Raw genomic sequence first — 12,122 nt, forward strand, 5'->3', positions numbered from 1 at the left:
TTGTTAGGAAAGGTTCTTTGCCCTTTTTGAATATGTTAGAAAACGGAGCGTCATATTACCGCCGCGGATACAGCAACTGAATCATTTAACGCCAGCGACTAGCGAGTTATCGGCTACATTTATTTTGGCTTTACAAGCCATACAGTTGGTCCACATTCAGCCAGTTATTGTTTCCTTTCGAGGTGTCATAACCACGTTGTATCGTATTCGATCCTGCCTGAAGGGATACCGTCAAAGAAACGGTGTTCCAGCTGCTCCAGCCGGAGGTTCCAGAAAAGTTCAAATTGGCAGCGACGTCTACACCAACCATTTGACAGCTGATCTTCTTTGCATGATCACATAAAACAACTCCTTTTCTCTTTGAAATTAGTTAATATGAATGCGCTTTCAATTCTGTAACTTTCACCTCACTTCAGCTCCAATATGTCGCTACTTCGTTTGAAGTGATGCATACGCCTCCAGTAACATAACGCCACTTAGCATAATACTTAGCTGAATGGAACCTTCAGGGGGCTTTCTCCAATCTGTACCGACACGTCCGATGCCGTCTAGGCCATGCTCCATTAGCATTATCGCATTTTGTTCAATAATCTCAGCCGGCAGCTCAAATTCGGGGTAAATCTCTACCAACTTCAACAGATATCGGATTAGTATTCCTTTGAATAAACCTGTATCGTCGATTCCTTCATCGGGCAGCATCCCCGTAGCACTGTCGCACAATCGGCTCTTCACCGCAGTTGCCGTGCGGCAGGCATCCTCTAGATAAGTTGAATCCCTTGTGCAGGTGTATAATTCGAGTCCTGCCCCAATGAAGACGCCCTGACAATAAGTAAACTGCCAGTCCCTATCTATTTTCTCGTCCCCGAGTCGATTGATGCCATCCCACACGAACCCGTCGGCGGGATCGGTTAACATCCTTTTGTTCCAATCATAGATTTCTTGTGCCCACGCCAGATCAGCCTCATCGCCAAATCGTTGAAATAAGCGTGCAGCTAGGATAGCCGCTGGAGCGTTAGCTGGCGTGTTTTTGTAATCGAGTTGATTTTTTCGCCAAGCAATCCCTCCGCCCATATACGCATTCCATCCGCCTCGGATGTCTTCCCACAAGTCGGTAACGCTCTCCCGGTACATCTGAGCTCCTGTCATGTCATAAGCCCTTAGCCAAGCTAGCGCCATCCACTGCATATCATCATAGTATTGATGGCGAAACGTTCCTCCATTAGAGCGAAGAATGCCGTGGAACAGCTGCTCTAAACGGTTCGAATATGCCACATTACCGGTTCGCGCATAGCCGTCAAGGATGACATCCGCAGCATGTGCTTGCCACCAATAATAGTAATTTTCATCAGCGCGATTAACAGTTAAACTGTCGTCCCATTGATTCATAATCTGTGTATCCAGATTCCAATACAGCTTGTGCAAAGTCGTTTGCAGTTGTTCTGCCATCGCTGCTGCATTCATCTATCCCTCGACTCCTCTGTGCCTAAAAATAAAGGGGCAGATTTTCGGCTGCCCCTGAACTCACTTAATACTTTAGTTCTGTTTCAGCAATCCCTGTTTCTCCAGCTCAGCCATACGCTCCAGCAGCATAACGCCGCTCAGATTCACGCTCAAATCCTCAGCAGGCTCAGGTGTTGCCGCCCATGATTTACTAAACATGACGCGCTGCTCATCTCTACCGTACTTCCAGAGACTGTCTGCATTCGTTACAAGAAGCTCAAGCGACTCCTTCTGACCAGGGTCTGCAAGAACGAGCTCCGCCAAATAACGAACATATATCCCTTTGAACAAGCCTCCGTCTCCATTGCTTTCACTTGGCAGCATGCCTGTTGCCGGACTTGTCAGCCTGAGCTTCGATGCTTGTGCTGTCCGAGCCGCATCCGCTAGATAGCTCTTGTCCCCAGTCGCCTGATAAAGCGCTACTCCTGCTCCGATGTAAACACCTTGGCAATAGGAGAATTCCCACCCCTTATCAATCTTGCCGTCTCCCTCGCGGTTTTTCCCATCCCAGACAAAGCCCGTGTCCGGATCAACGAGATTAGCCTTCTGCCAATCGTAAATCTTTTTCGCCCAAGCTAGATCCTCTGACTTGCCGAACTGTTTATATAATCTAGCAGCTAGAATGACTGCTGGAGCATTCGCCGGCGTATTCTTATAATCAAGCTGCGGCTTGCGCCATGCAATGCCCCCGCCTTGCTCTTCGTTCCAGCCCGTCTTAATATCTTCCCAAAGCTCAAGCGCGGCTTCCTTGTATTTCTCTTCGCTTGTAGCGTTATAAGCACGGAGCCAAGCTAAAGCCAACCACTCCATATCATCGATAAAATCATTCGGCCATACGCCGCCATTGCGGTCTAACATACCCTGATACATGTTCGCCAGGTAGCCCTTATACGACGCATCACCGGTTCTTGCATAAGCGTCCACCAGCGTATCTACACCATGTGCTTGCCACCAGTAATGGAACTTCTCATTACATAGATCGTTGCAAGGCGACAAATTATCGAATAAGTTCAGCTTTCCGTTCCAATATTGCTTAAGCAGCCCCGCTTGCGCTAGATCCGCACGCTGCTCCCAGGTTTCTCTCTTTGTGCTCACTTGCACATCGGTCATTTTATTGTTTTTGTCCATTGTCTCCACTCCCCAGCTAGCAGCCACGATGATGCCTATCCCAACAATCATCAGGGCTATGATCATTTTTAATCGAATTGTCAATTCGCTTCACCTATCTGTCCGACTTGCGTACTATCCTTTCGTTCCTGTAAAAGCGATTCCTTGCACAAAATACTTCTGCAGCAGCAGGAACAAGATCAGTATCGGCACTACCGCAATTAAAGCACCTGCCATCAACGGGCCGAAGTCGACCTGTTTGTTATAAGTAAAAGCAGCTAAGCCTAGCTGAATCGTTTTCTTGGCAGGGTCGTTAAGCATAATGAGCGGGCCGAGAAAGCTGTTCCAGCCTGCTTGAAAGGTAAATATGCCGAGTGTAGCCAACGCCGGCTTCGCGAGCGGAATATAAATGTTCCAAAAGATACGAAGCTCACCGCTGCCTTCAATTCGAGCTACTTCTTGCAAATCACTTGGTAAAGAGACGAAAAATTGCCTCATAAAAAATACCGCAAAAGATCCCGACGCTCCTGGCAAAATAATCGCCCAAAATGAATTGAGCAAGCCGTTGCCGCCACCGCCAAGCCAATCATTTCCTCCCATGAAAGGAATGTGCTTCAGCACGAAAAATTGCGGGATCATCGTCACAACACCAGGTATCATCATGGCTGCGAGCAGAATTTTGAACATCGTATCTCTTCCACGGAAATGAAGCTTAGCGAAGGCATAGCCGCTCAAAGAGCCAAAAAGCAAGTTGAAGAGCACACCCATGAACGCAAGGTAAAAAGAATTCCAGAAATACAGAGCAAATGGAACGAGCTCAAACGCCTTGCGATAATGCTCCAACGTTATGCTGGAAGGAATCCATTGAATCGGCAGCATGAAAATCTCTTCATCCGGACGGATGGAAGTGATAAGACTCCATACAAACGGGACGACCATGACGATGCAGACGGCGATGGAAATGATATACATGATTGTCGTTTGCCAATAGGCTTGTTGTTTCACTTTCCATCCCTCCTAGATCACGGATTCCTCTTTGTTTAGTCTCATATTAATGAGCGAAAATACTAAAATAATGATAGACAGCGCAAATGCCATGGCATCGGCATAGCCCATTTGGAGCTGGTTGAAGCCCTGCTGATAAATATGATACACCGTTGTTTTCGTCGAGTTGGCGGGACCGCCCTTGGTCAATACGAACGCTTGGTCAAACAGCTGCAGCGCGCCAATAATGGCCATTGTACTTACGAAAAAGGTGGTCGGTCTCAGCACTGGCCAAGTAATATAACGAAAGGACTGCCAAGCATTAGCTCCGTCCAGCTTTGCAGATTCATACAGATGATCGGGAACTCCATTTAGTCCCGCTAAATAAATGATCATGTTCGCTCCAACGGATTGCCACAAGGTCACTAACACAATGGACAGCATGGCGTAAGGCATTTCAGCCAACCATGAAGGTCCAGTGATTCCAAACTTGCTCAGAATATCGTTCACGAGTCCGAACTCTGGGTTTAGCAGCCATATCCATACCGTAGCCGCAGCAACGCCAGAAGTTAGTGTTGGCAAATACCCAGCTGTACGAAACAGCTTTACACCGAACCGGCTGCGCATAAACAGCAAGGCCATCGATAAAGAGATGGCAATATTCAGCGGAATATAAAGGACGGAATAAAACAAAACGTTCTTCAGCGTCGTCCAAAAGATATTATCCTCGGCCAGGCGCTTATAGTTATCCAATCCAACGAAATCGTTTTTACTCACAATGTCATAATTCGTGAAGCTTAGATAGAACGCCATGATGACCGGAATGATTGTAAAAATAATAAATAGCAAAATCGTTGGCGTAATAAAGAGATAACCCATCCTAGCTTGATGTCGACCCAGCTTGGTTATCGATGCCAAGAGAATTCCCCCTTCCACAAAAAGGGAGGGATAACCCTCCCCCACATTTCTAGTTACTTCCCTGCTGCGTTCTGATCCAACAGCTTATCGCCCTGCTCTTGCCCCTTCTTGAGCGTCGTAGCCGCATCCTGCTTGCCTTGAATGAATAGCTCAATATTCGGCATCAGACCGTCGCCTTCCATAACCGAGTATCCTGGATGCTGCGGACGAATTTTCGCGAATTCCAATGTATCCATGAATGGCTTCCAGTTCGGATCGTCCTTGAAAAACGGATCCTGCAGCGCCGGTTTGAAACCCGGAAGATTTAAGCTTGTTTTTGCCCATAGCAGCGTGTTGTCTTTATTTGCTAACCACCACTTCTCAAATTCCCATGCCTCGTCTTTATGCTTGGAACCTGCTGGAATCACGAGACCGAAGCCGCCCATTACGCTTCCTTTGGCGCCGCCAGGTCCAGCTGGAGGAGGAACAACACCGAAATCAAGATCCTTGCCGTATTTCTTATAAGTCGATAGCATCCATGGACCTGTATATGTCATAGCTACTTTTCCGGTCACAAAAGCATCCGTGCCTTCGCCAAGACCTTTTTCAAACCCAACTTTATAAACCTTATCCTTATTGATCAATTTATCCCAGAAATCGAGGACCTGCTTACCCTGGTCATTATTGAAATTCGTTTTCTTCAGATCGCTGGTCATCATAGAACCGCCTGCTTGCTGCAGCCACATATTGAACAGACCATTATCCTGCATCGACATACCGGAACGAACCAGCTTATCGCCTTCCCATACCGTTAACTGCTTAGCTGCGTTTTCCAGCTCATCCCAAGTTTTCGGAGGTTGCAGTCCTTTCTCAGCAAACAATTTCTTATTATAAAACAATGCGCGCGCATCAACCGTCAAAGGAAGACCATACAATTTACCGCCAGAGGAAAGCTCCTTCAAGGCTTCATCGTAATAATCGCCACGGTTAATGTTGTCTTTTTTCAAATAATCATCGATCGGGTGAAGCACGTTCTTGGATGCATACAGCGAAGTCCGCCATCTGTCCCAGAACATAATATCAGGTGAGCCGCCAGAGGTAGCCGCTGTCAGAAACTTCGTGATCATATCTTCCTGCAGAACATATTTAACTTTAATCTTGTCTTGCGATTTATTAAAAGCATCAGCCATCATCACAAACTGCTTTTCGCCTTCTCCACCCCAGTCTCCCCAGAACGTAATTTCTACCGGTGCTCCTTTGGTGGCGGCTGTCGATGCTGCCGGTGCTGTCGTGGCCTCAGGCTTCTTGCTTTCTGCCGTTTGATCCCCGCCAGTTTTTGTGCTGCATGCTGCCAAACTGAACGTGAGCGAGAGAGCAGTTAAAACGGTCATCCATTTTTTCATGTTTCTTCCTCCCTTTTTAAGTAAATGTTACAAGTGCAGTTGCTACAAGATAAACGACTCCATCGTCCTTCAGGGACGAGTGCGTTTGTCAAGGTAGATGCGAAGCAAAAGTATAAAACTTATACTTTCTTATCTACTGTTAAAAGGGGTTCCACCCCCTGTATAACCTAAGATGAGTGCGATGCGTTCACGCGATCTTTCAGCAGCTTCTTAATCGATAGGCCACACGCGTCTAATACCAACTCACTGAACATGGAGTTTGCCCAAGAAAACCATGGCCGCGTATATTGCGACGGATCGTCTACGTGGAACCCCTCATGCATCAGACCCGTTCCTGCATCGGTGTCAGCCAATAAATCAAGGATACGCAGCTTTTCCTCCCGGCTTGAAGCAGTAAGACCTTGAACCGCAAGCGAAATATGCCAAATATAACGATCCGGCGTATGCGGACTGCCGATTCCCTGAGCTGTCTTTCCCTTATAAAAGTAAGGGTTTTCATCACTAAGTATAAAGCTGCGTGTATGCTGATAAATGGGATCGGATTCGGCGACATATCCCAAGTATGGAATCGAGAGCAAGCTGGGCACGTTGGCATCATCCATTAGATTGAAGTTGCCAAGTCCGTCCGTCTCATAGGCAAACATCGTACCGAGCTTGGGATGCTCAATCGTTCCGAAAGCTTCTATTCCCTGTTTAATTTCAGCGGCCAGCTTAAGCGATTCACGGCTAAGACTGGCATCCTGCCATACCTGCTCTGCGATTTCAGCGATATAACCGAGCACCACAACGGCAAACATATTTGCGGGAATCAAATATCCGTACGAACAAGCATCGTCGCTAGGGCGGAAACCTGACCATGTCATTCCTGTATAGCCTACTGGACTGCCCTTTCCATCACTCGTTAACGTGTCTGTCGGAGGACAATTCAATCGTTGGAAGCGATAAGGAGACTTCGTCTCATGTTCTTGTTCAACCCGCCAAAGATGAAGGATCGCACGAACAGCAGATCGATAGGCATCATTGAAATGTGTGATTCTCCCTGTTGCTTTCCAAAGTAAATAACTGAGCTGAATAGGATAACATAGCGAATCGATTTCGTATTTGCGCTCCCAGATCCATGGGCTCATTTGGGTCAAGTCCTGCTGATGCCCTGCACTGGTTGGGTCCATATTAAATGCATTGGCATACGGATCAAGTTGTATATATTGCATTTACCGCTTAACCACGCCTTCAATCATATCCGCCAAGCTGGAATCCTCATTCGCCAGAAGCAGATAAGCTCGAACCTGAGCCGATGAGTCACGGAGCCACATGGCTGGTATATCACCGGTGATTACGAAAGTTGATCCGTCCTCTAGTCTTTGAATCGTTGTTTGATACGTGTTGGAGAAGCAATCGCGGAACATGGCAGCTAATTTCGGCCGTTGTTCCTTCAGTAATTCGTCACTTACTTGCTCAATGAGTTTACTCATCGATGCAGGTAACTTAGCCTCATTCGTCATCGCGTTCGCTCCTCTCTATTCCGATAATAAACCGCTTACATTTACGATTATATTGGTATACACACAGTATGTCAATATATATTTATCATACTATTTACATATCATTTAAATCGTTTTATATACCAATCAAAAAGAGACTACTAGATTAGCAGTCTCAAGTTTTGATATCCATGATGATGTATCCACCGTGTCATTTGGAGGGTCCTGTTGACTCCCCAATGATTAGTTTGGCGTCCAGACTTATTTTATTGGCCACCTTCTCGCCTCGCTTCAGCTTTAACACATTCTCTACAGCAAGCTTGCCAATTTCGTCTTCCGCTTGGATCAGATGGGTAAAGCGATAGCCGCTGCCAAGCGTCGTAGGAGGGCTATCAAAACAAATAATTGATATATCCTCAGGTATCTGAAGTCCCATTTGTTCCACAGCAGCCTTAGCTAATAGTGCAATGTTATATTCCATAGCGAACAAGGCGGTAATTTGCGGATTGCTTCGCAGGTGCTCACTAATCATATGGATATCTTTATCAATATTAGGTGAATGAAATGAATTTGGCAGCGTTGAGGTAATTTCATCTAACCAAAGTGACCGGTCAACCATGACCCCTCGTTCCGCATGAGCTCGGACGAAGCCTTCAATACGGTCCTCAATAGCTGTTGTATCCATAGGCGGCGGCGTAAGTAAGCAAATCTGCTTATGCCCCAAATCAAGTAAATAGTCAGCACCCGTGCGAGCAGCGGTTATGTTATCTGTACTAATCGAAGCCGCGGCTACCCCTTTGAGATGACGGTCAACGAGAACTAAAGGAAATTGCTGTATGACCAACTTAAGAAGTTCATCATTATAGAACTCCCCTTGTGCAGGAAACACAATAATGCCATCTACGCCTAATTCAAGAAACGATCGAATAGCTTTTACTTCATTCTCAGGCACTCCAAACGATCTGCGCAGTACTAGGAAGCTATCGTGCTCAGCGGAAGCCTGCTCCATGCCATAAATCATCTCCGTACCGAAGGTATTGCCGAAATCCGTTATGACTAGGCCAATCAACGTATGCTTGGTTCTCTCACCCGTAGATGGTCCTTCAGATTGAATCCCCCCTCCTTCCATGACAAAGGAGCCTCTCCCCGGCTTTCGCACGATGAGACGTTCTTCTGCCAGCATTTCCAGCGCCTTCTTACTCGTAATACGGCTCACGTTATATTCATCCGCCAGTTCCTTCTCTGAAGGAACGCGGTCTCCAACGTTATATTTACGTTGTATAATTTCTTCACGCAGCGTTTCGAATATTCGCTCGTAAATCGGTCTCGAATCCGTTGACAATGCTACCTACCCCCTGCACCCAACCAAATGTTATATCATACAATACCATTAATATATCATGATATACGTTTTTTGGATAGAGTCCGAAGCTAAGCTACTATCTCTAAGATGACTTGATGGAATACTATCATCCAATCCTATTTATGGGCAGTAACATCTAACGTAATGACAAAAATATAATATTGTCACTTGAATTTTGTTTTTAACCTGTTATAATCAAATCAATATCAATCAAGTTTGAATCAACGGATCTGTATGACCCAATATGAGGAGGAATTACAATGGAGAAGAAATTAGAAGGTAAAGTAGCGTTAGTCACAGGAGCATCTAGAGGAATGGGTCGTGAGATCGCAGAGGAGTTGGCTCGAAATGGAGCCAAGGTTGTTGTAAACTACGCCAGTAATCCAGCGAAAGCTGCAGAGGTCGTTCATGGGATTGAACAGAATGGTGGTATCGCAACAGCCATTCACGCTGATATTAGCCGCATATCGGACATTGAACTGATGTTCCAGAAAACGATTGAAGCCTATGGTAAGGTTGATATTCTTGTTAATAACGCAGGCCTCTTGATCACTAAACCTATAGCTAACATCACAGAAGAAGATTTCGACAAGCAGTTTAATGTCAATGTCAAAGGTACCTTCTTTGCTTGCCAACAAGCAGCCAAATATTTGAGTAATAATGGCCGAATCATTAACTTCTCAACTTCTGTCCTCGGTAGTATGTTCCCGACTTACAGCGTTTATGCCGGCACCAAAGGAGCTGTTGAACAGTTCACTCGCCAACTCGCGAAGGAATTTGGCCCGAAAGGCATTACGATTAACGCAGTAGCTCCCGGTCCAGTTAATACAGAACTTTTTACTGCGGGTAAAACGGAAGAGCAAATTGAAGGTATGCGCAAAATGAACGCTTTCGGGCGAATCGGTGAGCCTGACGATATTTCAGGCGTTGTCTTATTCTTGGCAAGTGAAGAGTCCCAATGGATTACGGGTCAAACGATTCGCGCCAATGGCGGGTTTATCTAAACGGGAGTCAACGCAAAAAAGGGGCACAATGTGCCCCTTCTCCTACACAAACCATCACTATTGAATGGCTTGTTTAATTCGTTGTAAAGCCTCGATCAGATCATCAATCTCCGTTTCATTTAAACGAATGGTTACATAATTAGGCGAGATGCCGCCATCGTTAATCTCCAGCAATGCCACTTCATCCTTGTTATCAAATTTGACCGACAAATTTTCTTTATCGAGCACTTGAATCCATGCCATTATCGCCACCCACTTTCAACCATCATATATTCAAACCATGTTAATACACCATGAATTCTTTGTTGTACACCGTTTCATTATCATCGGCATCCATAACACGCATCTCTAATTCCCAATTGCCTCGGAACGGCAGGTAAGCCCCCTGCGCTTTGTAGCTGAATTTCACAAAGCCGTAAGATTCTTCTTGTGTGCTATCTTCGAACATGGTTATTGGCACAGAAATAGGCGCCATTTCTTTATCGTCTAAATAATGAAGCAGCATGAGCACTTGCTTCGGTTTCCCAGCTTTTTCTGGAAGCCATACTTTCGCCACAAAGGTATTGGTTCCCTGAACTTTAGGTGTAATATCAGCAGATACATGGACCTTTTCACCCATCTGATGCCACGCTAGCGGCTCGTTGACAGGAATTGGCGCCATATAAGTGATGAGCCCTACCAGCAGCACGATTATGACCATAAAGGTTAGATCAATCTTTACCCAGATAACAGATTGTTTGGCCTTCTGTTTGCGTAAATTGAGCCGAATAATAAAACCAATGAGTACAACAAGTGCAACAGCACCAATTTTCACAAGCATCAATATTCCCCACGAAGTGTAAAGCAAGTAACGTAAGTTCGGCAGGAACAATAAGACGGATAAAGATCCGGTTAGGGTAAGTACAAGGATGGAGACCAAAGCCATTTTAGAAAATTGCTGCATATAGGCACTGACATCATCACTTTTCTGACGCCATTTCGCATAAAGCAGCACCAAGCCCCCTACCCAACATGCCGCGCCGACCAAGTGAATAAAATCTAGCCCAATTGTTGCCCATAAGGGAGTGAATGAAGCCGCGTGACCGCTAAAGCTTTTCACCGCTAGGAAACTTAAAGGCCATAATAAATCTAGCCACTTTGCCCTACCTATAAGTACAAATCCAAGGAAGGATAGTACTAGCATAAGCGCCCAGGAAATACCGATACTGGTTGCACTAAATAGTTTCCAAATCTCCTCCACCCCACCGCCACCAAGCAGATCTTCGATGTGTGTGAAAATGAGCAGCAATAAGGCCACTAATTGTGCACGCTGGAGATTGAGAGTCCAAGCTGAAAGTGATTTCCGAGTCTCTGCCCTTCTAGCTCCCAATAACCTTAACCAGATTACCCATCCAGTCAACGCCAAAATCATCAAATACCAAAATCCGCGAGACGCATATTGCAGGATATCTTTCGTTGTCAACTGACCCGTCCCATGATCGTGCCCACCATATACAGAAGGCAGATCGAGAGCTTCTTCTTGCGGTGGATTGCCAATCGTTATCGGATAACTCCCTGCAACAGGGTGTCCGTCTGCGGAAATGACGTGATAGCTGATCAAATAAAAGCCCTCAGTTAACTTCGGCAGATCAAGAATTATACCCGTCTGCTCTTTGTTCATATATGCTTTATTACTCGTAATCTCGTCACCATTATGATCCAACACTTTGATATAGAAGAGTCCTGCATCTAACTGTTCATTAAAAGTAACGGCTACTTGAGGCGGTGAGTTTTCAAGCTTGGTGCCCGATTCAGGTTGTGCCTGAACTAATGACGCATGAGCAGAGGCTGTCTGAGGAACAACAACTGCACTCAAGAGAATTAAAGCGAGCATGCATACAAACAATGAAGGCATGAACAAAAAACGTTTGGCCGTGTATCGTAAAGATCTTTGCATCGTAAGTTTCCTCTATTCCGAAATCGGTTTACGTCCAGCAAAACCATCCTGATTGCCATGGTAAAAACGAATTCTATCCTCTCCTTGTTTCCAACAAAGCAGTACTTCTTGTCCTTCCATCAACGCCGGAAAATCAACAAGACCTGTATCAATATCCTTGAGTTCCACACCCGTAAGCTGAAAATTTTGAATAAGCCCGCGCGCTTCGATTTGAAGGAATTCCAGCTCTGCTTCCAGGACGAAAAACGGATCCTTCTCAGCGCCGGGTTTCTCTGCATGCTCGTTTTTCTTTATACGGAGCTCTGCATATTTTTCCTCAAAATTGTGCTTCAATGCTTGCATTTTCTTCAATTCCTGATCAACAAACGGTAGCATTTCATTTGCCTCTTCTAAACTGAACCATTTTTTAACCGACATATCGCACCTCCGTGCCCTAATTTTAACAAA

Annotated in this window: 11 protein-coding genes and 1 pseudogene; 1 reads left to right on the plus strand and 11 read right to left on the minus strand. The window is 45.6% G+C overall.

What is annotated here, in order from left to right:
- Nucleotides 1-130: 130 nt before the first annotated feature.
- The 8 genes and pseudogenes from GC102_RS18215 to GC102_RS18250 all read right to left on the minus strand — a co-directional run bounded on the left by GC102_RS18215 (nt 131) and on the right by GC102_RS18250 (nt 8,714).
- Complete coding sequence (locus GC102_RS18215; protein ID WP_171690799.1) at nt 131-310, minus strand: carbohydrate-binding protein; 180 nt, start codon at nt 308-310, stop codon at nt 131-133.
- 119 nt (nt 311-429) lie between these two features.
- Nucleotides 430-1,461 carry a glycoside hydrolase family 76 protein gene (locus GC102_RS18220; RefSeq protein ID WP_171690800.1) on the minus strand — a complete coding sequence of 344 codons (1,032 nt, stop codon included), beginning with the start codon at nt 1,459-1,461 and terminating at the stop codon, nt 430-432.
- A 72-nt stretch (nt 1,462-1,533) separates the two neighbouring features.
- Nucleotides 1,534-2,712, minus strand: a complete 1,179-nt coding sequence (locus GC102_RS18225; protein WP_246320980.1) for a glycoside hydrolase family 76 protein — start codon at nt 2,710-2,712, stop codon at nt 1,534-1,536.
- A gap of 30 nt (nt 2,713-2,742) precedes the next feature.
- Complete coding sequence (locus GC102_RS18230) at nt 2,743-3,579, minus strand: carbohydrate ABC transporter permease (RefSeq protein WP_171690878.1); 837 nt, start codon at nt 3,577-3,579, stop codon at nt 2,743-2,745.
- A 45-nt stretch (nt 3,580-3,624) separates the two neighbouring features.
- On the minus strand, nt 3,625-4,470 hold the full coding sequence (locus tag GC102_RS18235) for a carbohydrate ABC transporter permease (RefSeq protein WP_171646564.1): 846 nt from the start codon (nt 4,468-4,470) through the stop codon (nt 3,625-3,627).
- Nucleotides 4,471-4,562: 92 nt separating this feature from the next.
- On the minus strand, nt 4,563-5,891 hold the full coding sequence (locus tag GC102_RS18240; RefSeq protein WP_171690801.1) for an ABC transporter substrate-binding protein: 1,329 nt from the start codon (nt 5,889-5,891) through the stop codon (nt 4,563-4,565).
- Between the two features lie 167 nt (nt 5,892-6,058).
- Nucleotides 6,059-7,393, minus strand: a pseudogene (locus GC102_RS18245) (glycoside hydrolase family 125 protein).
- Nucleotides 7,394-7,583: 190 nt separating this feature from the next.
- Nucleotides 7,584-8,714, minus strand: coding sequence for a GntR family transcriptional regulator (locus tag GC102_RS18250; protein WP_171690802.1), 1,131 nt, complete (start codon nt 8,712-8,714; stop codon nt 7,584-7,586).
- 281 nt (nt 8,715-8,995) lie between these two features.
- On the opposite strand from GC102_RS18250, the gene GC102_RS18255 reads away from it, so the two are divergent.
- Nucleotides 8,996-9,739 (plus strand): SDR family oxidoreductase, encoded by a 744-nt coding sequence (locus GC102_RS18255; protein WP_171690803.1) that lies wholly within the window; start codon nt 8,996-8,998, stop codon nt 9,737-9,739.
- A gap of 57 nt (nt 9,740-9,796) precedes the next feature.
- Here GC102_RS18255 and GC102_RS18260 read toward each other — a convergent pair whose 3' ends face one another.
- Genes GC102_RS18260 through GC102_RS18270 form a run of 3 tightly spaced genes read right to left on the minus strand, consistent with a single transcriptional unit; the run spans nt 9,797 to nt 12,092 of the window.
- Entirely contained in the window at nt 9,797-9,982 is a 186-nt protein-coding gene (locus GC102_RS18260) for a hypothetical protein (protein ID WP_171690804.1), read from the minus strand.
- A gap of 40 nt (nt 9,983-10,022) precedes the next feature.
- Complete coding sequence (locus GC102_RS18265) at nt 10,023-11,675, minus strand: copper resistance CopC/CopD family protein (protein WP_171690805.1); 1,653 nt, start codon at nt 11,673-11,675, stop codon at nt 10,023-10,025.
- Nucleotides 11,676-11,687: 12 nt separating this feature from the next.
- A complete protein-coding gene (locus GC102_RS18270; RefSeq protein ID WP_171690806.1) occupies nt 11,688-12,092 on the minus strand; it encodes a DUF2203 domain-containing protein in 405 nt (134 codons plus the stop codon).
- Between the last annotated feature and the right edge of the window lie 30 nt (nt 12,093-12,122).

It is taken from the genome of Paenibacillus germinis, from assembly GCF_013141785.1.
Classification (GTDB): Bacteria; Bacillota; Bacilli; order Paenibacillales; family NBRC-103111; genus Paenibacillus_E; species Paenibacillus_E phytorum.